This window comes from Sphingomonas trueperi (assembly GCF_011927635.1).
Classification (GTDB): domain Bacteria; phylum Pseudomonadota; class Alphaproteobacteria; order Sphingomonadales; family Sphingomonadaceae; genus Sphingomonas; species Sphingomonas trueperi.
Window position 1 is genome coordinate 287,167 of record NZ_JAATJB010000004.1, and the last position, 22,922, is coordinate 310,088.

The 22,922-nt window shown below is 68.0% G+C and carries 20 protein-coding genes; 8 read left to right on the plus strand and 12 right to left on the minus strand.

Annotated features, from left to right (window positions below):
* Positions 1 to 93: 93 nt before the first annotated feature.
* Complete coding sequence (locus tag GGR89_RS09165) at positions 94 to 1,953, minus strand: methyl-accepting chemotaxis protein (RefSeq protein WP_125974286.1); 1,860 nt, start codon at positions 1,951 to 1,953, stop codon at positions 94 to 96.
* 502 nt (positions 1,954 to 2,455) lie between these two features.
* Complete coding sequence (locus GGR89_RS09170; RefSeq protein ID WP_125974284.1) at positions 2,456 to 2,689, minus strand: hypothetical protein; 234 nt, start codon at positions 2,687 to 2,689, stop codon at positions 2,456 to 2,458.
* A 99-nt stretch (positions 2,690 to 2,788) separates the two neighbouring features.
* On the opposite strand from GGR89_RS09170, the gene GGR89_RS09175 reads away from it, so the two are divergent.
* Entirely contained in the window at positions 2,789 to 3,943 is a 1,155-nt protein-coding gene (locus GGR89_RS09175) for an aminotransferase (RefSeq protein ID WP_125974282.1), read from the plus strand.
* Between the two features lie 4 nt (positions 3,944 to 3,947).
* Here the strand turns inward: GGR89_RS09175 and mtnA are convergent, their stop codons facing one another.
* Genes mtnA through GGR89_RS09195 form a run of 4 tightly spaced genes read right to left on the minus strand, consistent with a single transcriptional unit; the run spans position 3,948 to position 6,818 of the window.
* Positions 3,948 to 4,994: an S-methyl-5-thioribose-1-phosphate isomerase gene (mtnA, locus tag GGR89_RS09180; protein WP_125974280.1), complete on the minus strand. Its 1,047-nt coding sequence runs from the start codon at positions 4,992 to 4,994 to the stop codon at positions 3,948 to 3,950.
* A complete protein-coding gene (mtnC, locus tag GGR89_RS09185) occupies positions 4,991 to 5,623 on the minus strand; it encodes an acireductone synthase (RefSeq protein ID WP_125974278.1) in 633 nt (210 codons plus the stop codon). Before mtnC ends, mtnA begins: the two co-directional genes overlap by 4 nt.
* 23 nt (positions 5,624 to 5,646) lie before the next feature.
* Entirely contained in the window at positions 5,647 to 6,204 is a 558-nt protein-coding gene (locus GGR89_RS09190) for a 1,2-dihydroxy-3-keto-5-methylthiopentene dioxygenase (RefSeq protein ID WP_125974277.1), read from the minus strand.
* Positions 6,192 to 6,818 carry a methylthioribulose 1-phosphate dehydratase gene (locus GGR89_RS09195; RefSeq protein WP_125974276.1) on the minus strand — a complete coding sequence of 209 codons (627 nt, stop codon included), beginning with the start codon at positions 6,816 to 6,818 and terminating at the stop codon, positions 6,192 to 6,194. Before GGR89_RS09195 ends, GGR89_RS09190 begins: the two co-directional genes overlap by 13 nt.
* A gap of 263 nt (positions 6,819 to 7,081) precedes the next feature.
* Between GGR89_RS09195 and GGR89_RS09200 the strand changes: the two genes are divergently transcribed.
* Positions 7,082 to 7,801, plus strand: a complete 720-nt coding sequence (locus tag GGR89_RS09200) for a murein L,D-transpeptidase catalytic domain family protein (protein WP_125974275.1) — start codon at positions 7,082 to 7,084, stop codon at positions 7,799 to 7,801.
* Between the two features lie 249 nt (positions 7,802 to 8,050).
* Positions 8,051 to 10,102, plus strand: a complete 2,052-nt coding sequence (locus GGR89_RS09205) for an NAD(+) synthase (protein WP_125974274.1) — start codon at positions 8,051 to 8,053, stop codon at positions 10,100 to 10,102.
* A 6-nt stretch (positions 10,103 to 10,108) separates the two neighbouring features.
* Here GGR89_RS09205 and GGR89_RS09210 read toward each other — a convergent pair whose 3' ends face one another.
* The 3 genes from GGR89_RS09210 to fdhD all read right to left on the minus strand — a co-directional run bounded on the left by GGR89_RS09210 (position 10,109) and on the right by fdhD (position 13,059).
* The gene (locus tag GGR89_RS09210) at positions 10,109 to 11,710 is read right to left on the minus strand and encodes a response regulator (protein ID WP_125974273.1); all 1,602 of its coding nucleotides are present in this window, start codon (positions 11,708 to 11,710) and stop codon (positions 10,109 to 10,111) included.
* A gap of 72 nt (positions 11,711 to 11,782) precedes the next feature.
* Positions 11,783 to 12,313, minus strand: a complete 531-nt coding sequence (gene mobA, locus GGR89_RS09215) for a molybdenum cofactor guanylyltransferase (protein ID WP_125974272.1) — start codon at positions 12,311 to 12,313, stop codon at positions 11,783 to 11,785.
* Positions 12,310 to 13,059 carry a formate dehydrogenase accessory sulfurtransferase FdhD gene (fdhD, locus tag GGR89_RS09220; protein WP_125974271.1) on the minus strand — a complete coding sequence of 250 codons (750 nt, stop codon included), beginning with the start codon at positions 13,057 to 13,059 and terminating at the stop codon, positions 12,310 to 12,312. Before fdhD ends, mobA begins: the two co-directional genes overlap by 4 nt.
* 67 nt (positions 13,060 to 13,126) lie before the next feature.
* Between fdhD and GGR89_RS09225 the strand changes: the two genes are divergently transcribed.
* Together GGR89_RS09225 and GGR89_RS09230 are read left to right on the plus strand one after the other, a co-directional pair.
* A complete protein-coding gene (locus tag GGR89_RS09225; protein ID WP_125974270.1) occupies positions 13,127 to 15,388 on the plus strand; it encodes an FdhF/YdeP family oxidoreductase in 2,262 nt (753 codons plus the stop codon).
* Positions 15,389 to 15,497: 109 nt separating this feature from the next.
* On the plus strand, positions 15,498 to 17,717 hold the full coding sequence (locus GGR89_RS09230) for a beta-glucosidase family protein (protein ID WP_125974269.1): 2,220 nt from the start codon (positions 15,498 to 15,500) through the stop codon (positions 17,715 to 17,717).
* A 45-nt stretch (positions 17,718 to 17,762) separates the two neighbouring features.
* On the opposite strand, the gene GGR89_RS09235 is transcribed toward GGR89_RS09230, so the two are convergent.
* The 3 genes from GGR89_RS09235 to GGR89_RS22650 form a co-directional block, all read right to left on the minus strand.
* Positions 17,763 to 18,782, minus strand: coding sequence for an oxidoreductase (locus GGR89_RS09235; RefSeq protein ID WP_125974268.1), 1,020 nt, complete (start codon positions 18,780 to 18,782; stop codon positions 17,763 to 17,765).
* A gap of 92 nt (positions 18,783 to 18,874) precedes the next feature.
* Complete coding sequence (locus GGR89_RS09240) at positions 18,875 to 19,387, minus strand: GAF domain-containing protein (RefSeq protein WP_125974267.1); 513 nt, start codon at positions 19,385 to 19,387, stop codon at positions 18,875 to 18,877.
* A complete protein-coding gene (locus GGR89_RS22650; RefSeq protein WP_209092187.1) occupies positions 19,384 to 20,271 on the minus strand; it encodes a GGDEF domain-containing protein in 888 nt (295 codons plus the stop codon). Before GGR89_RS22650 ends, GGR89_RS09240 begins: the two co-directional genes overlap by 4 nt.
* Positions 20,272 to 20,506: 235 nt before the next feature.
* Between GGR89_RS22650 and GGR89_RS09250 the strand changes: the two genes are divergently transcribed.
* The 3 genes from GGR89_RS09250 to GGR89_RS09260 all read left to right on the plus strand — a co-directional run bounded on the left by GGR89_RS09250 (position 20,507) and on the right by GGR89_RS09260 (position 22,855).
* Positions 20,507 to 21,967 carry a UxaA family hydrolase gene (locus GGR89_RS09250; RefSeq protein WP_125974265.1) on the plus strand — a complete coding sequence of 487 codons (1,461 nt, stop codon included), beginning with the start codon at positions 20,507 to 20,509 and terminating at the stop codon, positions 21,965 to 21,967.
* A gap of 127 nt (positions 21,968 to 22,094) precedes the next feature.
* Positions 22,095 to 22,325, plus strand: coding sequence for a hypothetical protein (locus tag GGR89_RS09255; RefSeq protein ID WP_125974264.1), 231 nt, complete (start codon positions 22,095 to 22,097; stop codon positions 22,323 to 22,325).
* Between the two features lie 5 nt (positions 22,326 to 22,330).
* Positions 22,331 to 22,855: a gamma carbonic anhydrase family protein gene (locus GGR89_RS09260; protein WP_125974263.1), complete on the plus strand. Its 525-nt coding sequence runs from the start codon at positions 22,331 to 22,333 to the stop codon at positions 22,853 to 22,855.
* Positions 22,856 to 22,922: the final 67 nt, after the last annotated feature.

The window sequence follows — 22,922 nt, forward strand, 5'->3', positions numbered from 1 at the left end:
CGGGCAGAAGCCGCGTCGGATCTTGTCGCCGGGGGCCGTCCGATTCGCAACCGGATCGAACGGCCATGCCCGGTCTTCACGTGCTTCCGACGATCAGAAGCTCTGCCAGTCGTCGTCCGCGCCGTTGCTGCGGACGAGGGCCGAGACGGCGGCCGCCGGAAGCGGCTTGACGCTGCCGCCGTTGAAGCGGCTGGGCGCCACTCGCGAAGTCTGCATCGGAGCACCCCCGCCATTGCCGACCTTGAAGCGGCTGGCCTGCTCGGAGAGCACGCTGACTTCGCTCGCCAGGTTGCGCGCGGCGGCCGAGGTTTCCTCCACCATCGCGGCATTCTGCTGGGTCGACTGGTCCATTTCGCCCAGCGCGGCGCTGATCTCGGTGACCGCGCTCGACTGCGCCTGATTGTCCGAGGCCATGTTGCCGAGCAGCTGGTGGACTTCGCCCACGCCGCTGGAAATGTCGGCCAGCGCGCCGTCGACGCGCTGCACCGCCTGCACGGCAGTGACGATGTCGCTCTGCGTCGCGGTCAGCTGGTCGCGGGCGCGGCCGGCCTCCTCTTCGGCGCGCATCGCGAGCGCCGAAACGAGGTCGGCGACGACAGCGAAGCCGCGGCCCGCCTCACCCGCACGACCGGCCTCGACCGCGGCGTTCATCGCGAGAACGCGAGTCTGGAATGCGATCTTGTCGAGGCCTTCGATGACGCTATCGATGCCCTTGGCGCTGTCCGACACGCGGGTCATCGCCTGCACCGCTTCGTCGGCGGTGCTGCGGCCGTTGTCGACCGTCGACATCGTGCCGTCGGCGCGCTCCACCGTGCGACCGGCGGCGGCGGCGGTAGCCTTGAGGCGCTGGTCCATCTGGGTGACGGCGGCAGCGGTTTCTTCGAGGCTGGCTGCATTGGCTTCGGTGCGGCGGGCGAGGTCTTCGCTGGCCTGGGCGATCTCGTTCGAGCCGGTGCGGATCGACGCGGTCGCCTCGATCACCGACGCGATCAGCTCACGCAGGCTCGACAGTGCGTTGTTGAAGTTGGTTTTCACCACGCTGTATTCGCCGGGGAACTCGACGTTGATCTGCGCGGTGAGGTTGCCCTGTGCCAGTTCGGCGAGGTGCGACGAGACGGTTTCGACGACCATCTTCTGCGTCGCCTCGGCCTTGGCACTGGCCGCGTCCGACGCTTCCTTGGCGAGTGCGGCATCGCGGAACACCAGCACCGCGCGGGCCATGTCGCCCAGTTCGTCGCCGCGCGCGGTGGCGGGTACCTCGACATGGTTCCGGCCGGCGGCCAGGTCCGCCATGGTGCGGGTCAGCTGACTGATCGGGCGGGCGATGATGCTGCTGAGCGTGACCGCCAGACCGATCGCGATCCCGATCAGCGCGATCGCGCCGATGATCAGCACGGTGGTGGCAGTAGTGATGGCGCCTTCCTGGCGCGCGCCGTTCTTCTCGATCGCTTCGGCCTGCGCGTCCTTGATCGCGCGCAGCGGCAGAACCGCGGCCGACACCAGCACCGCCTTGCCTGCGCCGCGGACCTCGGCCTGCGCCTCTTCGCGCTTGCCGGCCTTGACCTGCGCGATCAGCCGGTCGCCCCACTTCTCGCGCCACGACAATGTTTCGGTGCGCGACTTGCGCAGCGCCTCGAGCAGCGCCGGATCGGTCAGCAGCTTTTCCAGCTCGGCCGAAGTCTCGTCATATTCGCTGCGCCCCTCGTCGTACGACTTCAGGTACGTGGGATCGGCCGTGACGAGGAAGCCGCGCAGCTGGCTGTTCTGGCGCAGCAGCGCCGTTTCCAGCGTCAGCGTCTTCGAATGGATCTGCTGGCTGAGATTGTTCTGGTCGGTGACCGAACGGATCATCGAGATGTTCATGAAGAACACGATCATCACGATCGCTGCCGATGCACAGATCAGCAGGAACGACAGTGCGAGCTTCCTCGGAATTTTCATCGATGCAATCATTTCTGGTCTTTCCGATAGTTTTTGGCGCGCCCGAACATGCTGGTGTCGATCGCGACCTGCGCTAGGGCCGAACCGATCGCCGAAAGGGAGAGAAGGGGCGTGGTCACGCTCGGTCGGCGCCCGGCGCCGACGGTCGGCAGCCTGCGGCCGCAGGGGCGACCCAAGCACCAGCAATGGCAAAAAACCGAACCCGCACGCGCATACCCAACCCCGTTCCCGGTCTGTGGTTTATCGCATTATAGGAACGATCTCTTACCGATCGGTCACCGAGCGCAGAAACAACCTCCGGAAAAGCGCTTAGAACACTCGGAGGGAACATCGGAAATAGCGTTGTGAAGGCGCCGTTCCAGTTCAGAAAATCCGGATAGGCCGACGCTGCCTGGCATTCCCTACGTTATGGTCCGCAGGTTTGCAGATGAACACATGCACGGTGATCGGCTCGCGCAAAGCATGCGGCGGGAGCACATCGTGCCGTTCCCGCCGCAGCCGAACGGTCAATGCGTTACTTGCGGTCCTTGCGACCGCCCTTCCAGTAAAGAAGGCCGGCGACGATCGCAGCGGACCCGACGCCGATCGCGGCACCCATGCCGATCTGGCGCGAGCTCGGCATGCGACGCTTGGCCGCCTCCGCGATCTCCTTGGCGGCGGCAAGCGCCTCCCCTTCCCCGGCGTGCGGCGCTTCGGCCTTGGGATAGGGCGACTGGGACTCGGCGGGCACGGGCGGTTTCTTGGTCATCGTCTTCCTTCGAAACACACGGTCATCAACCGCCGTCTTCATGCGGCGGTTCCGCCCCGGCTTGCAAGGCGCAACCGCACTCCGCCATAGCCGCATGCGATGAACCCGATCTATTGCTCGATGGGCACCACCATCTTCGAAGCCATGTCAGCCCGCGCCCGCGCGAACGGCGCGATCAATCTTGGCCAGGGCTTTGCCGACGGCCGCGGGCCCGAGGCCGTGCTGGAGGCCGCCGCGCGCGCGGTGCTGGAGAAATCGAACCAGTATCCGCCGATGGCCGGGCTGGCCGAACTGCGCCAGGCGGTGGCGGATCACTATGCCCGCCACCAGGCGCTCAACCTCGCGGCCGAAGAAGTGATCGTCACCTCGGGCGCGACCGAAGCGCTGGCCGCCGCCCTTTTCGCCCTGATCGAGCCGGGCGACGAAGTACTCTGCTTCCAGCCGCTCTACGACGCCTATGTGCCGCTGATCCGCCGGGCCGGCGGCGTGCCACGCTTCGTCCGCCTCAGCCCGCCCGAATGGCGGATCGAGCGTGCCGCGCTGGAAGCCGCGGCGACGCCCAAGACCCGGCTGATCCTGCTCAACAACCCGCTCAACCCCGCCGCGACGATGGCCAGCGCCGAGGACCTGGCGATGCTCGCCGACTTCTGCGTCGCGCACGATCTCACCGCGATCTGCGACGAGGTGTGGGAGCACGTCACTTTCGACGGCGCCCGCCATCTGCCGCTGATCGGCTTTCCCGGGATGCGCGAGCGGACGGTGAAGATCGGCAGCGCGGGCAAGATATTCGCGCTGACCGGCTTCAAGGTCGGCTGGATGTGCGCCGCCCCGCCCCTCGCCCGGGTGGTGGCCAAGGCGCACCAGTTCCTCACCTTCACCACCCCGCCCAACCTGCAATGGGCGGTGGCCGAGGGGCTGACGACGCAGGACGACTGGGTACAGGACGCCCGCCACCGCTTCCAGGCCGGGCGCGACCGGCTTGCGGCGGGGCTGCGCGACGCCGGCTTCGCGGTGCTGCCAAGTGCTGCGACCTATTTCCTCTCGGTCGACCTCACCGCCTCCGGGCTGGCGATGAACGACGTGACCTTCAGCGAACGCCTCGTCGACGAGGCCAAGGTCGCGACGATCCCCGTCTCGGCCTTCTACGCCGAGGATCCGGTGACCAACGTCGTTCGCTTCTGCTTCGTCAAGGAAGACGCGGTGCTGGACGAGGCGCTCGCGCGGGTGAAGGCTTGGCGCGCGGCGCTGTCCTGACGCCTCAGATCCGGTCGAGCACCCCGCGTTCGGTGATGTAGCCCGTCACCAGTCGTGCCGGGGTCACGTCGAAGGCCGGGTTGAGCGCCGGGGAGTCGGTGACACGGATCGTCGCGATACGGCCAGCTTCGTCGGGGCCGGTCAGCCGCGTCACTTCCTCGGGCGCGCGCGCCTCGATCGGGATGTCGGCACCGCTGGCGGTCGCCGGATCGAAGGTCGTGTAGGGCAGCGCGACATAGAAGGGCACGCCATTGTCGTGCGCCGCGAGCGCCTTCAGATAGGTGCCGATCTTGTTGCAGACGTCGCCATTGGCGGTCACCCGGTCGGTGCCGACGATCACCGCGTCGACCTGCCCCTGCATCATCAGCAGCCCGCCCGCATTGTCGGCGATCACCGTGTGCGGCACGCCGTGGTTGCGCAGCTCGAAGGCGGTGAGCAGCGCGCCCTGATTGCGCGGGCGGGTCTCATCGACCCAGACGTGCACCGGAATGCCGGCATCGTGCGCGAGATAGATCGGCGCCGTCGCGGTGCCGTAATCCACCGTCGCCAGCCAGCCCGCATTGCAATGGGTGAGGATGTTGAGCGGCCGGTCGGGATGCCTGGCGTGGAGCCCGCGGAGCAGGTCCAGCCCATGTTCGCCGATCGCGCGGCAGAGCTCGGCATCCTCGTCGCAGATCGCATCGGCGCGCGCATAGGCGGCGGCAGCGCGCTCACCATAGGGCAGGCCCTCTACCGCCGTCCGCACCTGCTCGAGCGCCCAGCGCAGGTTTATCGCGGTGGGTCGCGTCTCTACCAGCATCGCATAGGCGGCATCGAGCCCCGTATCGCTGGCGTCCACCGCCAGCGCCATCGCCAACCCATAGGCCGCCGTCGCCCCGATCATCGGGGCACCGCGGGTCCACATCTCGCGGATCGCCACTGCGGCGGCATCGAGGTCGCGCAGTTCGACCCAGCGGATTTCCCAGGGGAGCTGGCGCTGGTCGAGGATGCGGATGCCCTTGCCGTCCGCGGTGCGCGCGATTGAACGGATGTGCTTGCCTTCGAGGATCACAGGCGAACCTCCGAGAGCGAGTGAATGTCGGCGGGGCCGCCGGCGCGATCGATCAGCAGCGCCCCCAGCCCTGCCGCGCGCGCGGCATCGACCTCCGGTTGCATATCGGACACGAACAGGATTTCCTTTGCTTCGCAGCCCATTGCAGCCGTAATCTTGGCATAGCTCTCAGCTTCTCGCTTCGGCCCGGTCGTGGTGTCGAAATAGCCGGAGAGCATCGGTGTCAGGTCGCCGGCGATCGAATGGCCGAAGATCAGCTTCTGCGCCGCGATCGAGCCAGAGGAGTAGATGTAGATCGACACGCCGGCCGTATACCAACGATGCAGCGCCTCGGGCGTGTCGGGATAGACGTGCCCCTGCAGCGTGCCGTCGGCATAGCCCTGTGCCCAGATCAGCCCCTGCAGCGTCTTGAGCGGCGTCGCCTTGCGATCCTCGGCGATCCAGGCGAGCAGGGTCGCCACCTTGTCGTCGCCCGGCACTTCGGCGAGGATCGGTGCGACCTCTTCACAATGGGCCTCGATATAGCTTGCCAAATGCCTGGCAGCATATGGGAAAAGTACCTCCGCAACGAAGGCGATACTGCTCGTGGTCCCCTCGATGTCGAGCAGGACGGCCTTGGTCTGGGTCATGGGGATACTCGCTGCGTCGCGGGTCAGGCGGCGATGGGCTCGTGGCGCGGGAAGCGGTCGGCGATGGCGTCGCCGGTGAACTGGGCGATCCACCCGTCGGGATTGGTGAACAGCCGGATCGCGGTGAAGCGGGGGCTCGGCCCCATGTCGAACCAATGTGGGGTACCGGCGGGCACCGAGATCAGGTCGCCCTCCGTACAAAGAACCGCATACACGCGATTGTTCAGATGCAGCGTGAAGAGCCCCTCCCCCTCCACGAAGAAGCGCACCTCGTCTTCGGCATGGCGATGCTCGGACAGGAACTTGGCGCGCAGCGCATCCTTTTCGGGGTGGTCGGGCAGCATCCGGATCACGTCGACCGAACGATAGCCCTGCTCGCCCTTGAGCCGCTGGACCTCGGGCGCGAAAGCAGCGAGCACCCCCGCCTGGTCGGCATCCGCTGCGATCGCACGCGAAGGCCAGCGCTCGAAGCGCACCCCGCGGATCGCCAGCTCCTCCGCGATCGTCACCGGATCCTGCGTGTCGAGCAGCGGCGTCGTGCCGGTTTCCAAGAAGATACGAAGTCGGCTCATCGTGTCCATGCCCGTCTGAAGCTGGCCTCGGCGAGCTCGGCGGCAATCATCCATTCAGTCGCCTCCAGCACGCGTTCGGCCTCGTCCACGTCCTTGCCCCAGGCATAGAGCCCGTGGCTGCGAATAAGATACGCCGGAATGGCGCCGGGTACCAGCAGCGCGGGGCGGATCGCCGCTTCGATCACCGCCATGTCCTGGCTGTTGTCGACGATCGGCAGCCGTACCTCGGCCGCATGGGTGGTATGGCCCGGATAGGCCTTGAGCATTTCGTGCCCCGCCAGCGTGATGCCGTCGGCTTCGGTCGCCCGGCTCAGCCCCACCGCCTGCGGCGAATGGCCGTGCAGCACCGCGCCGGCTTCGGGAAACAGCCGGTAGAGTGCGAGATGAAGATCCGTCTCCGCCGACGGCTTGCCGGCGGTGAGCGGCCGGCCATCCAGATCGACGCGCATGATCCCGTCGCCGGTCAGCCGGCCCTTGTGGCGTCCCGAGACGGTCAGCGCGACACTGCCATCGTCGAGCCGGGCCGAGTAATTGCCCGAGGTCGCCGGCGCCCAGCCGCGCGCGTCGAGCCGCCTGCCGGCCTCGATCAGCGCCGCGACGGCCTGTTCATAGGACATGGTCATGCCGCGCCTCTAGCGCTTCGCAGACGCGGCGCGACACAGATTTTTTTCGTTTCGGGAAGAGATCAACGATGCCAGTGCGATGCGGCGCGATTCGCCCGATGGTTCGTTCCCGCCGTCCCGAAACGACATGACGGGTCGGTGAACCGGGCAGGAGGTGCGCCGAAACGCGCCATCAAGCGGCATTAGCGGAACCATCGTTAACGATGCTTCTGCTATACGGTTTCCCGGGCATGACAGAAATTTGCGGGCGCAGAACAAAGATCATGGATTCGAACGCTTCGGTACAAACACGTCGGGCTTTGCTCAAATCCGCGCTGGTAATGGCGAGCGGCGCAGCGGTTTCGGCCTGTGCCTCGCGCACCATCGGGACGACGCTGGCGGCTGCGCCACCACCGCCGCGGATCCAGCCGGCCCCGGTGGCTTCGCTGCATGCGGCACCCAAGGTTGCCGCCCAGCCGCGGATCGTCCCCGCCGGCATCCGGCCGGACCTGTTCAAGCGTGCGACCGCGGCGCTCGACCGGCACTCGATGCATGTCGACACGCACGACCGGATCGCCGTTGCCGATTTCTCGCTGCCTTCGTCGCAGCCGCGCTTCTTCCTGGTCAACATGGGTACCGGTGAAGTCGAGCCGCTGCTGGTCGCGCACGGCATCGGTTCCGATCCGGGCCATACCGGCGTGCTCCAGCGCTTCTCCAACCAGATCAATTCCGAAGCGACGTGCGAGGGCGCGTTCCTCACCGCCGATTATTATGTCGGCAAGCATGGCGATTCGCAGCGGCTGATCGGGCTGGACCCGACCAACAACAACGCCATGGCGCGCGCGATCGTGGTCCATTCGGCCTGGTATGCGAACCCGGACATGGTGTCGAAGCACGGCAAGCTCGGCCGCAGCCAGGGCTGCTTCGCCGTCGGCGAACGCCAACTGGCCAAGGTGTTCGAACGGCTGGGGCCGGGCCGGCTTATCTACGCGGCCAAGGCGTAAACTTGCCGTAGCCCTCCCCTTCGGGCGCATCAGGTCGGCGCTGCCCCCGGCAGCGCCTGAACCGCGCGGGGCGCTGTTCACCTGATGCGGGGTTGGGGTTCGGCCCTGTCTTATCGAGGCCACCAAGCGTTCTGGAATTCCTCCACCCCCAACCCCTCCTCCAAGGAGGAGGGGCTTAAGCATCCTATCCCGGATACATCCCGCCCCCGCGGGGTTGGCAGGCCATGGTCCCCGGCATAGGACACACGCATGGCCGATCCGCATCCGTTCTTCGCGCTCCACCGTCACGGCATGATCCGCGCGGGCGTCTGCACGCCCGTCGGCACCGTCGCCGATCCCGCCGCCAATGCCCGCGCGACCATCGCGCTGGCGCAAGCGGGGGACGCCGCCGGCGCGGACATCCTCGTCTTCCCCGAACTCAACGTCACCAGCTATGCGATCGACGACCTGCATCTGCAGGACACGATCCTCGCCGCCACCGAGGCCGGCATCGCCGCGATCGTCGAGGCGAGCCGCACGCTGAAGCCGGTGCTGCTGGTCGGCGCGGCACTGGCGCGCAACGGCCGCCTCTACAATTGCGCCATCGCCATCGCGCGCGGCCGCATCGTGGGCGTGGTGCCCAAGACCTATCTGCCCAACTACCGCGAATATTACGAGAAGCGCTGGTTCGCCTCGGGCTCTGGGCTGCGCGACCTCGCCATCACCGTCGCCGGCCAGACGGTGCCGTTCGGCCCCGACCTGCTGTTCGCCGCGGAAGACCTGGCCGACTTCGTCTTCCATATCGAGATCTGCGAGGATTATTGGGCGCCCCAGCCCCCCTCCACCGAAGGGGCGATGGCCGGGGCGCTGGTGCTGTGCAACCTGTCTGCCTCGAACATCGTGATCGGCAAGGGCCGCGAGCGCGAGCTGCTCTGCGCCTCGCAGAGCTCGCGGACGATCTCCGCCTATCTCTATTCGGCCTCGGGACCCGGCGAGAGCACCACCGATCTCGCCTGGGACGGCCAGGGGCTGATCTACGAATTCGGCGAGAAGCTCGCCGCTTCGCAGCGCTTCGAGCTGACCGATGCGATCACCTACGCCGACCTCGACCTTGAACGGCTGCGGCTCGAGCGGATGCGCGACGGCACCTTCAACGACAACGCCCGCAACGCCGGGATGCCCGAAACCCGCTTCCGCCGCATCGCCTTCGCGCACCAGCCCGACTTCGCCGATCGCGGGCTGCTCCGCCCGACCCGCCGCTTCCCCTTCGTGCCCAACACCCCGGCGGCGCTGGAGGAGGATTGCTACGAGGCGTTCAACATCCAGGTGGAAGGCCTGCGCCAGCGGCTAGCCTCGACCAGGAGCAAGGCGCTGATCATCGGCATTTCGGGCGGGCTCGATTCCACCCACGCGCTGATCGTCGCCGCCAAGGCGATGGACCGGCTCGGCCGCCCGCGCACCGACATCCTCGGCTATACCATGCCCGGCTTCGCGACGAGCGAGGGCACCAAGTCCAACGCCTGGGCGCTGATGCGCGCGATCGGCATCACCGCCGCCGAGATCGATATCCGCCCTACCGCGCGGCAGATGCTGGCGGATATCGGCCATCCCTTCGCGCAGGGCGAGCCGGTCTACGACGTCACCTTCGAGAACGTCCAAGCGGGCCTGCGCACCGACTATCTGTTCCGTCTCGCCAACCGCAACGGCGGCTTCGTGCTCGGTACCGGCGACCTGTCCGAGTTAGCGCTGGGCTGGTCGACCTATGGCGTCGGCGACCAGATGAGCCATTACGGCGTCAATGCCGGCGTGCCCAAGACGCTGATCCAGTATCTGATCCGCTGGAGCGTCGAGAGCGGCCAGTTCGACGGCGAGGCGGCGACCGTGCTGCTCTCGATCCTCGATACCGAGATCTCGCCCGAGCTCGTCCCCGCCGATGCCGATGGCAAGATGCAGAGCACGCAGGACCGGATCGGCCCGTACGAGCTCCACGATTTCTTCCTGCACCATATCGCGCGGTTCGGGCTCAAGCCGTCCAAGGTGGCCTTCCTCGCCTGGCACGCGTGGCGGGATGCCGAGGCGGGCCTGTGGCCGATCGGCTTCCCGGCGGAGGGCCGCAACCAGTACGACCTGGCAACCATCGCCAAGTGGCTGGAAACCTTCCTGTTCCGCTTCTTCCAGATCAGCCAGTTCAAGCGCTCGGCGCTGCCCAACGGGCCCAAGGTCTCGGGCGCCGCCGCGCTCAGCCCGCGCGGCGACTGGCGCGCGCCGTCGGACAGCGTCGCGACGGCCTGGATCGAGGAACTGCGCGCCGCCCTGCCCTGAGCGGCCTCAGCCGCGGGCGACCGCGCGGATCTTGCGCAGCAGTTCGTGCGAATCGAACGGCTTGCGCAGGATGGTCACGTTGGGCGAGGCGATCGCGTCGAGCTTGTTCGAGTCCGCAAAGCCGGTGATCAGGATCACCGGTAGCGCCGGATCGGTAGTGGCGACCTGGTCGGCGACTTCGCTGCCGCTCAGCTCGGGCATGGCGAAGTCGACCACCAGCGCGGCGAAACGTCGGCTCTGCGCCAGCGCCACCCCGGCAGCACCGTCTGCCGCCTCCTCCACCACCGCGCCCGCCGAGCGCAGCATTTCGGCCAGCGACGCGCGAACATGCGCGTCGTCGTCGACCAGCGCGATCGTCATGCCCGCCAAGCTGATCCGCTCGTCGCGGGCGGAATCGTCGTGCACGTCGCGGCGGGGCTCGACCGTCGCCAGCGGCAACAGCAGCGTGACGGTGGTCCCCTGCCCCAGTTCGCTGTCGATCAGCAGCGTGCCGCCCGACTGGCGCAGCACCCCGAACGCCATCGACAGGCCCATGCCGGTCCCCTTGCCCACGCCCTTGGTCGAGAAGAACGGCTCCACCGCGCGCGCCACCACCTCTGGCGTCATGCCCATGCCGGTATCGGCAATGCGCAGCGCAACATAGTCGCCGGCCGGCAGGTCGGGCGCGACCTTGCCGCTGCGCAGCTCGGCCGAGATCGTCAGCACGCCGCCTTCGGGCATTGCATCGCGCGCGTTGAAGGCGAGGTTGAGCACCGCGAGTTCGAGCTGCAGTGCATCGGTCTGCACGTTCCACACGGGATCGATCCGCTCGATCCGCACGCGCCCCAGCGGCGCCACCGCGCGCTCGACCAGCCCCGCCATGCCGCCGACCAGCTCGGCCAGGCGCACCGACTTCACGTCGAGCCGCTGCTTGCTGGAGAAGGCGAGCAGCTGGCCGGTCAACTGGCGACCGCGCTCCACCGCGTCGAGCGCGCTCGACGTCCAGCGGATCACCCGGTCGGCATCGTCGGGCTTGCGCGCGATCAGCTCGAGATTGCCGGCGATCGCCTGCAGCAGATTGTTGAAGTCATGCGCGATGCCTCCGGTCAGCTGCCCCACCGCCTCCAGCTTCTGCGCCTGCAGCAACGCCGCCTCGACCGTCTCGCGCTGGGCGACTTCGCTCTTCAGCTCGGCGAGCGCAGCATCGCGCTGCTCGACCATCGCGGCGAGCTGGGCATTGGCTTCCTTGAGCTTTTCCGAAGAAGGCAATTTGGTCAGCGTCGGCAGGAGCGGCCAGAGCAGGATCGCGGTGAGCACCGATACCGCTGCCGTCAGCAGCTTGACCAGCGCCTCCAGTCCGTAGAGCGGGCTGAACAGGGTCACCACGCCCATCACATGCGTCATGCCGCAAGCGAGGATGAAGAGGGCGAAGCACCAGAACACCCAGCCGAACGCCAGATCCTTGCGGCTGCGCACCAGCGCCACCAACGCGATCGGGATCGAGAAATAGGACAACGCAATCAGCGTGTCAGCGACGATATGGGTCCACAGCAACAGCGGCTGCCACGACAGGCAATAGCCATGGGGCGAGTAGTTCCCGCTCCAGAAGGCTGCGAACACGCTTTCCATCCATCCCCCTGCCGCCGGCCGTCGCCGACAGAAAATTGCGCACGACCTAGCGCATGCGAATGAGAAGCGGAACTAAGGAAAAAACCCGGTGACCCTCGAAAGATCGTCGCAGGAGTTGATGTTGGGAATGGGTGCCCCCCAATCGATTGCCGTTGCGCCCGCGTGCGCGGCCCAGGCCTTCATCGAGGCACGCGCGCCGGAAGCAATATAGGCGTCGCATACGGGGGCGAGCGCCGCATCCCAGATGCCGAGCACCGGCAGTTGCGCAACAAAGCAAGATCCGCCGTGCGCCAACAACGCTGCCAGCAGCCCCGCCGGCAGCAGCGGTGTATCGCACGGCGCGACCAGCACCCGCGCCATCCCACGCTCGGCAGTTTCACGGAGCGCCGCATTGAGGCCCGCCAGCGGCCCCAGGCCGGACGCCGGACGATCGGGGATTCCGCCCTCGCCTGGGCGGCCGCACAGGATCACGCCGTCGCAATGGGGTGCCAGCGCTGCGGCGACATGGTCGATCAGCGCGCGTCCGTCGAGCGCCGCCAGTGCCTTGTCCGATCCGAAGCGCCGCGCCTGGCCGCCCGCCAGGATCGCACCCAGCGGCTTCATGGCACCAGCCGGAGCATGGCGTCCGGCCGCACCAGCGCGGCCAGCCGCAATCCCGCCGCGCGGGCACGCTCCGCCGCCAAGGCGGTCGGTGCGGAGATCGCCGCGAGCAGCGGGCAGCCCGCCAGCACCGCCTTTTCGACCAGCTCGAACGAGCAGCGCGCGCTGATCAACGCGAAGCCCCCGTCCCAGCCCAGCCCCTGCCGCGCCATCGCGCCGACCAGCTTGTCGAACGCATTGTGCCGCCCGACGTCCTCGCGGACCAGGCGGATCTCCCCCGCCGCCGAGCAGAGCGCCGCGGCATGAGCGGCGCCGGTCTCGCGGTTGAGCGGCTGATGGTCGCGCAGTGCCTCGGCCGCGCGGAAGATCGCGGCCGAGGACGCCCCGCTTTCCGCCTCGATCCTCGGCAGCGGGCGCAGCGCTGCTTCGAGATTGTCGATCCCGCACAGCCCGCAGCTCGAATCCGTCGTGCGGTGCCGAACCCGCTCGATCACCGTCGAGGGATCGGCCAGCGTCACCCGCAGCACCACACCCTGCTCGGCCTGGTGGCTTCCCACGTCCACCGCCGCCCCCAGCCGCTCGGATGCGACGAAGCCGGTGGCGAAATCCTCCAGGTCGGTCGGCGTCGCCATCATCACGGCGTAGCCCAGACCGTTGATTTCGATCGCGACCGGCACTTCCGCGATCAAGCTGCGTTGGAGCCGGGTCTCCGACCCGTCGGGCGTCCTGCGATCGAACCACATATCCATGGGTTGCAGATAGGCAGGCGTCCGGCCCAGGGATAGAGGCAGGATACGTGGTGCAAGGAGCGTGGCGATGGCCCGGGCGAAAGACGGAACGATACATTATGCGGGCGCCGAGGGCGGCTGGGGCTCGATGCGCGGCATGGCGCTGGTCGCCGGCGCCGAACGCCCGAGCGCCGACGCCCTCAAGACGCTCGCCAAACAGAACAAGCCCGGGGGCATGATGTGCACCTCCTGCGCCTGGACCAAGCCGGCCAAGCCGCACATGTTCGAATTCTGCGAGAACGGCGCCAAGGCGACGCTGTGGGACCTCACCACTCGCCGCGCCACGCCGGAGTTCTTCGCCCAGCACACCCTGACCGAGCTGCGCGGCTGGAGCGACCACGACCTCGAACAGGCCGGCCGCCTCACCAATCCGATGCGCTACGATCGCGCTACCGATAAATACCTGCCCTGCACCTGGGATGAAGCCTATCGCGCGATCGGCAAGAAGCTGCGGGGCTATAACCCGAAGAGCACGATCTTCTACGCCTCGGGCAAGGCGAGCCTGGAGACCAGCTACGCCTGGGCGCTGTTCGCGCGGCTCTATGGCCACAACAACCTGCCCGACAGCTCGAACATGTGCCACGAGACCACCTCGGTCGCGCTCAAGTCGACGATCGGCGCGCCGGTGGGCACCTGCGTGCTCGAGGATTTCGAGCATTGCGACGCGATCTTCTTCTTCGGCCAGAACACCGGCACCAACAGCCCGCGCTTCATCCATACGCTGACCGCGGCCCGCAAGCGCGGTGCCAAGATCGTGACCTTCAACCCGATCCGTGAGAAGGGCCTGCTCGAGTTCCGCAACCCGCAGAGCCTCCAGATGGTGACCGGCGGCAAGACCGAGATCTCGCACCAATATTATCAGCTCAAGCCGGGCAGCGACATTTCCGCCATGCTCGGCATCGCCAAGCATGTGCTCGCCGAGGAGGATCGCCGCGGCGGCGTGATCGACCGCGCCTTCATCGCCGAGCACACCCACGGCTTCGAGGAATTTGCGGAGAAGGTCCGCAGCACCAGCTGGGAGACGATCGAAGCCGAGACAGGCCTGCCCCGCGCCGACCTGATCGCCGCGGCCGAGGTTTATATTCAGGCCGAAAGCGCGATCGGCATCTGGGGCATGGGGCTCACCCAGCATGTCGGCGGCTATGACAATGTCGCGGGCGTGGTGAACCTGATGCTGCTGCGCGGGAATATCGGCCGCCTCGGCGCAGGCGTCTCGCCGGTACGCGGCCACTCCAACGTCCAGGGCCAGCGCACCGTCGGCATCTCCGAGAAGCCCGAGCTGGTGCCGCTCGACCAGCTTTCCGAGCAGTACGGCTTCCAGCCGCCGCGCGACGAGGGCTATACCACCGTCACCGGCTGCGAGGCGATCGCCAAGGGCGAGATCAACGCCTTTCTCGGCCTCGGCGGCAATTTCCTCCGCGCCGTGCCCGATCACCGCGTGATGGAGAAGGCGTGGACCGGCATGGGCCTCACCGTCCAGATCGCCACCAAGCTCAATCGCGGACACCTGTTCTGCGGCGAGACCGCCTATCTGCTCCCCACGCTGGTCCGTTCCGAGCGCGACGTGCGCGACGGCATGCCGCAGGTGGTGACGATGGAGGACAGCCTCAGCTGCATCCACGGTTCGATCGGCGAGGCCAAGCCGGCCAGCCCGCATCTTCAACCCGAGCTGGCGATCGTCGCCGGGATCGCGAAGGCCGCGCTCGACCCCAACCCCAATGTCCCCTGGGAGGCTTGGTCGAACGACTATGCGCTGGTCCGCGATGCGATCGAGGCGACCTATCCGGACAAGTTCAAGGACTTCAACCAGCGGCTGTTCACCCCCGGCGGCTTCTTCAAGGGCAACAGCGCGCGCGACCGAAACTGGAAGACGGAGAGCGGCAAGGCCGAGTTCACCGTGCCCAGCCACCTCAACGCCACCGGCTTCGCCGATGCGGACGGGGTGTACCGGCTGATGACGCTGCGCTCGAACGACCAGTTCAACACCACGGTTTACGGCTATTCGGATCGCCTGCGCGGGATCGAGGGCAAGCGCGACGTGCTGCTGATCAGCCCCAGGGAGATGGAACGCGCCGGGCTGAAGGAAGGTCAGCGCGTGGCGCTGGTCGGCGACGATTCGGATGGCGTCGACCGCGTGGTCGAAGGGCTGGAGGTGCTGCCCTTCAACCTGCCCGAGGGCTGCGTCGCGGGCTATTACCCCGAGCTCAACCCGCTGATCGCGCTCGGCCACCACGACGGCGCCTCGAAGACGCCCGCGGCGAAATCGGTGCCGGTGCGCATCCGCGCCTGATCCTGATATAGAAGACGCGCTGCAAAGACGGCCGCCGGCTCTTGTCGGCGGCCGTTCTTATGCTAGGCAGCGGACAACGTTGACAAGCGATCCGGGAGGAGAGGACGACATGAAACGACACGCTCTGAAGCTGGCAGCCCCGCTGCTCGCGCTCGCCGCCACCACTGCCTTTACGGCGCCTGCGCTGGCGCAGACCCAGGCCTCGCGCCCCTGGACCAACGCCAAGCTGTCGCCCGACGCGCGCGCCAAGGCGATCCTCGCGCAGATGACCGAGGACGAGAAGCTCACCTTGGTATTCGGCCTGTTCGGCACCGATTTCGCGCCCAAGAACTTTAAGACCCCCGCCGAGGCGCGTCCGGGCTCCGCCGGCTATGTTCCCGGCATCCCGCGCCTGGGCATCCCGGCGCAGTGGCAGACCGATGCCGGCGTCGGCGTCGCGACGCAGGGCGGCGCCGAGCGCAAGCGCGGCCGCACCTCGCTCCCCTCGGGCATCGCCACCGCCGCGACCTGGGACCCCGCCCTCGCCTTCAAGGGCGGCGCGATGATCGGCGCGGAGGCGCGCGCCTCGGGCTTCAACGTGATGCTCGCGGGCGGCGTCAACCTGCTGCGCGAGCCGCGCAACGGCCGCAACTTCGAATATGGCGGCGAGGATCCGCTGCTCGCCGGCACGATCGTCGGCGCGCAGATCGCCGGCATCCAGTCGAACCACATCATCTCCACGGTGAAGCATTACGCGTTCAATGACCAGGAGACCGATCGCAACAAGATGAACGCGGTGCTCGATCGCACCGCCGCGCGGATGAGCGACCTGCTCGCCTTCAACATCGCGATCGAGAAGTCCGATCCGGGCTCGGTGATGTGCAGCTACAACAAGGTAGACGGGCTCTGGGCGTGCGAACAGCCCTGGCTGCTCACCGACGTGCTGCGCCGCGACTGGGGCTGGAAGGGCTTCGTGATGTCCGACTGGGGCGCGACCCACTCTACCGCCGCCGCCGCCAATGCGGGCCTGGAGCAGCAGTCCGGCTGGCCGTTCGACGAGCAGCCCTATTTCCGCGAGCCGCTCAAGGCGGCAATCGCCAAGGGCGACGTGAGCAAGGCACGCCTCGACGAGATGGCGCACCGCATCCTCCGCTCGATGTTCGCGCACGGGCTGTTCGATCACCCGATCACCGGCGCGCCGCTCGATCTCGCCCCGGCGATGCTCAAGGCGCATGCCGACGTGACCCGCGCCGATGCCGAGGCGGGTATCGTGCTTCTCCAGAACAAGGGCGACGTGCTGCCGCTCGCCGCCAGCGCCAAGCGGATCGTCGTGATCGGCGGCCATGCCGACAAGGGCGTGCTGGCGGGCGGCGGCTCGTCGCTGGTCTATCCGGTCGGCGGCAATGCCGTGCCGGGGCTCGAGCCGAAGATCTGGCCGGGCCCGGTCATGTACCACCCCTCCGCACCGCTGGAGGCGCTGCGCCGCCAGCTGCCGGGCGCGACGATCTCCTATCTCGATGGCACCGACCCCGCCGCCGCCGCGGCAGCTGCCAAGCAGGCCGACATCGCAGTCGTGTTCGCCACGCAGTGGGCGGGCGAAGCCTTCGACGTGTCGCTGAACCTAACCGACAATCAGGACGCACTGATCGACGCCGTCGCTGGCGCCAATGCCAAGACGGTGGTGGTGCTAGAGACCGGCGGCCCGGTGCTCACCCCCTGGGCCGACAAGACCGCGGCGATCCTGGAAGCCTGGTATCCCGGCACCGCGGGCGGCGAAGCGATCGCCAATGTGCTGACCGGCAAGGTGAACCCCTCGGGCCACCTCCCCGCCAGCTTCCCGCGCAGCGTCTCGCAGCTGCCCAAGCCGAGCGCGCCGAACGAAGGCGAGACCCGCTACACCGAAGGCGCCACGGTCGGCTACAAATGGTACGACGCGAAGGGCGACAAGCCGCAATTCGCCTTCGGCCATGGCCTGTCCTACACCCGCTTCGCCTATTCGGGCCTCAAGGCAACCGCGCCCAAGGGCCAGGTGACCGTGACCTTCACGCTGCGCAACACCGGCAGCCGCGCCGGCGCCGACGTGGCGCAGGTCTATGTCTCGGGCGCCGGCTGGGAAGCGCCGAAGCGGCTGGGCGCGTTCCAGAAGGTGTCGTTGGCACCGGGCGCGTCCAAGACCGTCTCGGTCACCGTCGATCCGCGCCTGCTGGCGGTGTTCGACGGCGCGGCGCACCAGTGGAAGATCGCCGGGGGCAGCTACAAGGTGCTGCTCGGCCAGTCAGCGGAGGACATCGTCGCGACGACCACCGTCAATGTGCCCGCGCGCACCCTGCCGGTCGGCTGGCACCCCTGACCGACCCGGCCCCGCGCGCCTCGAACGGCGCGCGGGGCTATCCGCTCAAGCGAGCGGGATACGCCGCCCCTCTTCCGCGCTCTGCCGGGCAAGCTCGATCAACTGGAGCCCGGCGAGCGCATCCTTCGCCGCAACGGGCGGTGCCGCGCCGTCGCGGATCGCGGCCGCCACCCCGGCATAGAATCGCCGATAGTCGCCGCGCTCCGACGCGATCGTCTCGGTCGAACCGTCGGGCAGCGTCAGGACGCCATATTGCGCCGGGTCCTCCAGCCCATGGCCGGGATCGCGCACCGATCCCCCGGCGCGCATCGCCGCCTCCTGCGGATCGAGCCCGTACTTCACGAAACTGCCGCCGCGACCATGGAGCGCAAAGCGCGGCCGCGCCGCCGCGATCATCCGCGAACTCGCCAGCACCACCCGGCGCGTGCCGTAGAACAGCGTCACGGTGAAATAGTCGTCGACCGGGCTGTTGCCACGCTGTCGGGCGACATCGCCCTGCACCGCCTCGGGCATGCCGAACAGGACCAGCGCCTGGTCGATCATGTGCGGCCCCAGGTCGAGCAGCTGCCCGCCGCCCTCGGCTTCCTTCCAGGCCTGCGACAATTCGGGGCGGAAGCGGTCCCAATGCGCCTCGAACAGGAGGATCTCGCCCAGCCGGTCGCCTTGCACCAGCGCCTGTACCGCGAGGAAATCGCTGTCCCAGCGCCGGTTGTGGAACGGCACCAGCAGCCGCGCCTGCGCCTCGGCGAGGCCGATCAGCGCCTCGGCCTCGGCGGCGCTGGGGGTCAGCGGCTTGTCGATCACGACATGCTTGCCCGCTTCGAGCGCCGCCGTGGCGAGCGGGAAATGCGTGGCATTCGGCGTCGACACCACCACCAGATCGATTGCGGGATCGGCGATCAGCGCTTCGGGGCTGACGGCCGGCACCCCCGGATAGGCCTTCGCGACGGCCTCGGCCCGAGAGGAGCCAACGGCCGCCAGTTCGAGCCCGTCGACCGCGTCGATCAGTGGTGCGTGAAAGGCGGTGCCGCCTAGGCCGAAGCCGATAAGGCCGGTGCGGATCATGGCGTTCTCCCGTTGCCGTATGGCTGCGGCCTAGCGGCAACGCCCCGCCATTCCAAGCAAGTCGCCGCAGCCGCCCGGAAAAACCGGTCCGCTCAGCAGGTTCGCGGTGCAGCCCCGATGCGGTCGCCGACCGCATCGGCCAGTTTGTGCAGCTGTGCCCGCTGCCGGAACGATGCGGGGCCGTGGGGGCGGCGGTCGAGCCCGCACACGGCGCCGATCGGGAAGGGCCCGCTCCGCACCACCACGCCGGTATAATAGCGCACGCAGGGGCCGCCTGCGACCAGCGGGTTGGCGCGGAAGCGCGGATCGATGTGGAGATCGGGGACGCTGAGCAGCCCATCCGGCGCCGCGATGGTATGCGAGCAAAAGGCGATCGAACGCGGCAGCACGACCGGCTCGATCCCGACCGCGCTGATCATCCGCTGCACATCGCCGTCGGTGACCGTCACCATCGCGATCGGCGTGCGCAACACCATGCAGACTTCGCCGAGCAGTTCGTGCAGCACGGGATCGCTCGGCGATACCGCGCGCAGACCGTCTACTGCGCGCTGGCGGCGCGCCTCGTCCTCGGGCCGGAACGCGGCGGAGAAGAAGTGGAGCGTCATGCCGCCCGCCGCACGGTGCCGGGCTCGTCGAACGCGATCCGGATCGCGTTCTTGCCGTTGCGCTTCACTTCCAGCATCGCCTCGTCCGCCAATCCGATCATCCGTTCGGTATCCCGCGCCGCGTGGGCATCGATCACCACCGCCCCCATGCTGCAGGTGACCGCATGGCCGGTCGAGCGCAGTGCCTCGCTGAGCCGTGCATGGAGGCTCTCGGCGACCTGCTCGGGCACCACGCCGCGCTCGATGGCGAGGAAGGCGCAGAATTCGTCGCCGCCCAGCCGGGCGAACAGGTCGTCGGGCCGCATCCGTGCGCGGGCCTCGTCGGCGAAACGCCGGAGTACCAGGTCCCCCGCCGCGTGCCCGTGCCGATCGTTGACCGCCTTGAACCCGTCCAGATCCATGTAGAGCAGCAGCAGCGTCGAACCGCGACGGCGCGCGATCTGCGCCACCCGCTCCAGCTGGCTGCGAAACGCGCCCCCGTTGAGCGAGCGGGTGAGATAATCCGTGGAAGCGCGCCACAACTCGCCGTCGATGGTGTGGCGCAGCGTCGCCACCATCAACACGATCATGATCGCACCCGCGGCACGAGTCACCGTGTTCCAGACGACGACCGGCGCGGAGAGAGCCTGAAAGTCCAGGAACGGCAGCGATCCGAACCCGTTCAAGGCGGAGCCGAGCGCGATCGAGAACAGCACGACGATGATGCCGGCGCGCTCGCGCAGCGTCCATGCCGTGAGAATGTCGACGAACAGATAGCCGATCGTCATCGAGACCGTCGGCCCGGTCGCCCAATCGGCGACGATCGTCACGACCATCGCCGTGCAGACCGCGATCCAGGCCTGCAGGCGGCTCAGCCGCATCGTCCAACGAAAACTGCGCATCATCGCCCTGATCAAGGCCGACTGCGGCGGTGGTGCCTTCACGCGATCCAACTCCCCCACGGCGTGGATACCCCTTTACTGCCCAATGGCTTAACGGCCCCGAAACACAGGCGGCCGGTTCTCGCCGCTCCGGAATAGTACGAGTGCGGGTTTTTGACGGCGCGTCGTCCGCAATGGGGCACGAGCACGCAACGATGCCTCTAGGAGGTTCGCTCGCAACCCCCTATGCTCGGAGTTGATGACTGCAGCCTTGTTCCAGATCGACCCGCGTGACCCCGTCGCCACCGCCCTCCGCCCGCTGCACGCAGGCGACACGGCGCTGGGGGTCACCGTTACCACGGACATCCCCCAAGGCCACAAGGTCGCGATCCGGCCGATCGAGGCCGGCGCACCGGTGCACAAGTTCGGGTTCCCGATCGGTCATGCGACACGGGCCATCGCGCCCGGCGAGCACGTGCATACCCACAATGTGGCGACCGCCCTCGCCGCGAGCGGCAGCTACGCGTACCAGCCCGCCTTCGAAGCAGCACCGGCCGCTGCCGGGCCAACCTTCCTCGGCTATCGCCGGGCAGACGGACGGGTGGGCACCCGCAACGAAATCTGGATCCTGCCCACGGTCGGCTGCGTGGGCCGCACCGCCGAGAAGATCGCCGAGCGCGCCGCCGCGCGCTTCGCCGGCCGGGTCGACGGCATCCACGCCTTCGCGCATCCCTTCGGCTGCTCGCAGCTCGGCGACGATCTGGAAGGCACGCGTGCAATCCTGACGGCGCTCGCCAACCATCCCAATGCCGGCGGCGTTCTGCTTGTCGGACTTGGCTGCGAATCCAATCAGATGCGCGGCATGTTGGAGGGTATTTCTCAGCCCAACCTCCGCACCATCGGCGCGCAGGCGGCTGGCGACGAAATCGAAGAGGGAATCGCTCTAGTAGAGGAACTTATCAACCAGGCTGAACAGGCCGTGCGAACCGAGGAGCCACTCGCGTCTCTGGTCCTCGGGGTGAAATGCGGCGGTTCGGACGGGTTCTCAGGATTGACCGCCAACCCACTGGTGGGACGGATGAGCGATGCGGTCACGGCCGCGGGCGGCACCGCCATCCTCACCGAAATTCCCGAGATCTTCGGGGCCGAGCAGTTGCTGATGGCGCGCGCGGCGACCGAGACGGTGTTCGGGAAGATCGTCGATCTGGTGAACGGCTTCAAAGCCTATTTCACCCGGCACGGCGAACCAGTCTCGGAAAACCCCTCCCCCGGCAATCTCGCCGGCGGCATCACCACGCTGGAGGAAAAGTCGCTCGGCGCGGTGCAGAAGGCGGGACACGCGACGGTCACCGACGTGCTCGGCTATGGCCAGCGCGTGCAGCGTCCGGGCCTCGCGCTGCTCGAAGCGCCGGGCAACGACGCGGTCTCGTCCACCGCGCTGGCGGCCGCGGGCGCAACCGTCATCCTGTTCACCACCGGCCGCGGCACGCCGCTGGGCTTCCCGGTGCCGACGATCAAGATCGCCTCGAACAGCGACCTCGCCGCGCGCAAGCCGGGCTGGATCGATTTCGACGCTGGGCAGGTACTCGCCGAGGACATGGAGGCGGCGAGCCGTGCCCTGCTCGAACGGATCGTGGCGATCGCCTCGGGGGATCCGACGGCTGCCGAGCGCAACGGCGAGCGCGAGATCGCGATCTGGAAGCGCGGCGTTACGCTCTGAGGGGCGATTTGTTCCCAAGAAAATGCGGCGAATGCATGCTGCATCGCGGCGATCCGCAATTCCCCTGGATTGATGCTGAAAGCTGAACGGGTTAGCCCTGAAAGCGAGCAGAGATCGGGTGGTAGCAATGGCTGAATTCTTCGTGTTCCTGTACGCAATGGCCGCCGGCTTCGTGCTGCTGACGATGCAGCGCAACCGCCGCGAGCAGCGCGCCGATGCACCGATCGTGACGCTGGTCGGCTGGGGGCTGTTCTCGCTGTCCTCGACGCTCGCGCTGCTGCTCGGCGCCGTCGCGCTGGCGCTGGCGCTCGGCATGCAGATGCCGCTGCCCGCCGGCTTCGAGAGCTTCGCGCTCTAACCGGCATGCCGCTCTACGCCTTTGGGGGAAAGGCGCCGCAGGTCGCGGCGGATGCCTGGGTCGCGCCGAGCGCCGAACTGATCGCCGACGTGCGGGTGGCGAGCGGCGCCAGCATCTGGTTCGGCGCCGTGGTCCGCGCCGACAACACGCCGATCGTCATCGGCGCCCGCAGCAACATCCAGGAAGGCGCACTGCTCCATTCGGATCCCGGCGCACCGCTGACCATCGGCGACGAGGTGACCGTCGGCCATCATGCCGTGCTCCATGGCTGCACGATCGGCGACGGCTCGCTGATCGGCATGGGCGCGATCATCCTCAACCGCGCGGTGATCGGCGCCGAATGCCTGGTCGGGGCCGGCGCACTGATTACCGAGGGCAAGGAATTTCCGGCCGGCCAGCTGATCATGGGCAGCCCCGCCCGCGCGGTCCGCCCGCTCGACGCGGCGCAGCGCGCGATGCTGCGGGCCAGTGCGGCGCTCTATGCCGCCAAGCAGCGCGAATACGCGACGGGCCTCACCCGAATCGACTGATTCGCGCGCTTTCCGGGATCGGGTTGCGCGTCGGCGCTTTGGCCGCCCGTGCATGCCGTAGCGTCGC

Excerpts from the sequence above, each read along its gene's own strand:
- GGR89_RS09165 (WP_125974286.1), bottom strand. The coding sequence starts at position 1,953 with ATGATTGCATCGATGAAAATTCCGAGGAAGCTCGCACTGTCGTTCCTG.
- GGR89_RS09170 (WP_125974284.1), bottom strand. The coding sequence starts at position 2,689 with ATGACCAAGAAACCGCCCGTGCCCGCCGAGTCCCAGTCGCCCTATCCC.
- GGR89_RS09175 (WP_125974282.1), top strand. The coding sequence starts at position 2,789 with ATGAACCCGATCTATTGCTCGATGGGCACCACCATCTTCGAAGCCATG.
- mtnC (WP_125974278.1), bottom strand. The coding sequence starts at position 5,623 with ATGACCCAGACCAAGGCCGTCCTGCTCGACATCGAGGGGACCACGAGC.
- GGR89_RS09190 (WP_125974277.1), bottom strand. The coding sequence starts at position 6,204 with ATGGACACGATGAGCCGACTTCGTATCTTCTTGGAAACCGGCACGACG.
- GGR89_RS09195 (WP_125974276.1), bottom strand. The coding sequence starts at position 6,818 with ATGACCATGTCCTATGAACAGGCCGTCGCGGCGCTGATCGAGGCCGGC.
- GGR89_RS09200 (WP_125974275.1), top strand. The coding sequence starts at position 7,082 with ATGGATTCGAACGCTTCGGTACAAACACGTCGGGCTTTGCTCAAATCC.
- GGR89_RS09205 (WP_125974274.1), top strand. The coding sequence starts at position 8,051 with ATGGCCGATCCGCATCCGTTCTTCGCGCTCCACCGTCACGGCATGATC.
- GGR89_RS09210 (WP_125974273.1), bottom strand. The coding sequence starts at position 11,710 with ATGGAAAGCGTGTTCGCAGCCTTCTGGAGCGGGAACTACTCGCCCCAT.
- mobA (WP_125974272.1), bottom strand. The coding sequence starts at position 12,313 with ATGAAGCCGCTGGGTGCGATCCTGGCGGGCGGCCAGGCGCGGCGCTTC.
- fdhD (WP_125974271.1), bottom strand. The coding sequence starts at position 13,059 with ATGGATATGTGGTTCGATCGCAGGACGCCCGACGGGTCGGAGACCCGG.
- GGR89_RS09225 (WP_125974270.1), top strand. The coding sequence starts at position 13,127 with ATGGCCCGGGCGAAAGACGGAACGATACATTATGCGGGCGCCGAGGGC.
- GGR89_RS09230 (WP_125974269.1), top strand. The coding sequence starts at position 15,498 with ATGAAACGACACGCTCTGAAGCTGGCAGCCCCGCTGCTCGCGCTCGCC.
- GGR89_RS09235 (WP_125974268.1), bottom strand. The coding sequence starts at position 18,782 with ATGATCCGCACCGGCCTTATCGGCTTCGGCCTAGGCGGCACCGCCTTT.
- GGR89_RS09240 (WP_125974267.1), bottom strand. The coding sequence starts at position 19,387 with ATGACGCTCCACTTCTTCTCCGCCGCGTTCCGGCCCGAGGACGAGGCG.
- GGR89_RS22650 (WP_209092187.1), bottom strand. The coding sequence starts at position 20,271 with ATGATGCGCAGTTTTCGTTGGACGATGCGGCTGAGCCGCCTGCAGGCC.
- GGR89_RS09250 (WP_125974265.1), top strand. The coding sequence starts at position 20,507 with ATGACTGCAGCCTTGTTCCAGATCGACCCGCGTGACCCCGTCGCCACC.
- GGR89_RS09255 (WP_125974264.1), top strand. The coding sequence starts at position 22,095 with ATGGCTGAATTCTTCGTGTTCCTGTACGCAATGGCCGCCGGCTTCGTG.
- GGR89_RS09260 (WP_125974263.1), top strand. The coding sequence starts at position 22,331 with ATGCCGCTCTACGCCTTTGGGGGAAAGGCGCCGCAGGTCGCGGCGGAT.